This is a genomic window from Methylophaga sp. UBA2689 (assembly GCA_002354555.1).
GTDB lineage: Bacteria > Pseudomonadota > Gammaproteobacteria > Nitrosococcales > Methylophagaceae > Methylophaga.
The window spans coordinates 143,445-143,851 of sequence record DELT01000094.1; the positions used below are offsets into that span (position 1 = coordinate 143,445).

General features: G+C 43.5%; 1 protein-coding gene and 1 pseudogene. Both read left to right on the forward strand.

The annotated features are described in order from the left end of the window. Window positions 1-3 precede the first annotated feature (3 nt). Complete coding sequence (locus tag B3M51_RS11840; RefSeq protein ID WP_292759484.1) at window positions 4-159, forward strand: DUF494 family protein; 156 nt, start codon at window positions 4-6, stop codon at window positions 157-159. Between the two features lie 102 nt (window positions 160-261). Further along, a pseudogene (locus tag B3M51_RS11845) lies at window positions 262-407 on the forward strand (toprim domain-containing protein); the annotation flags it as partial.

Below are 407 nucleotides of genomic sequence, written 5' to 3' on the forward strand. Positions count from 1 at the left end.
GTTATTGAACGTGTATTGGCATTAGACAGCGAAGAAATTGATTTGGAGCAGCTCAAGTGGGTCGTACTCATGGTGCTGTTTTATCAACCGGGCCGAGAAGTCGCTTATGCCTGGATGGAAGATCTGGTGTTTGAGGATTTGGAGGCGGTTATTCACTAAATCTGACCGCTCTTTTTCTCCTTAATACTGCCCGTTTTACACGGGCAGTGTTATTTAGAGCGTCTATTTTTGGTACAGGATTATATGGGAAAAAAACTCGTTATTGTTGAGTCACCGGCCAAGGCCAAGACCATCAAAAAGTATCTGGGCAAAGATGTAGAAGTCTTGGCATCTTATGGTCATGTGAGAGATTTACTGCCCAAAGAAGGAGCCGTCGATCCGTCAAATGATTTTGCGATGAAATATCA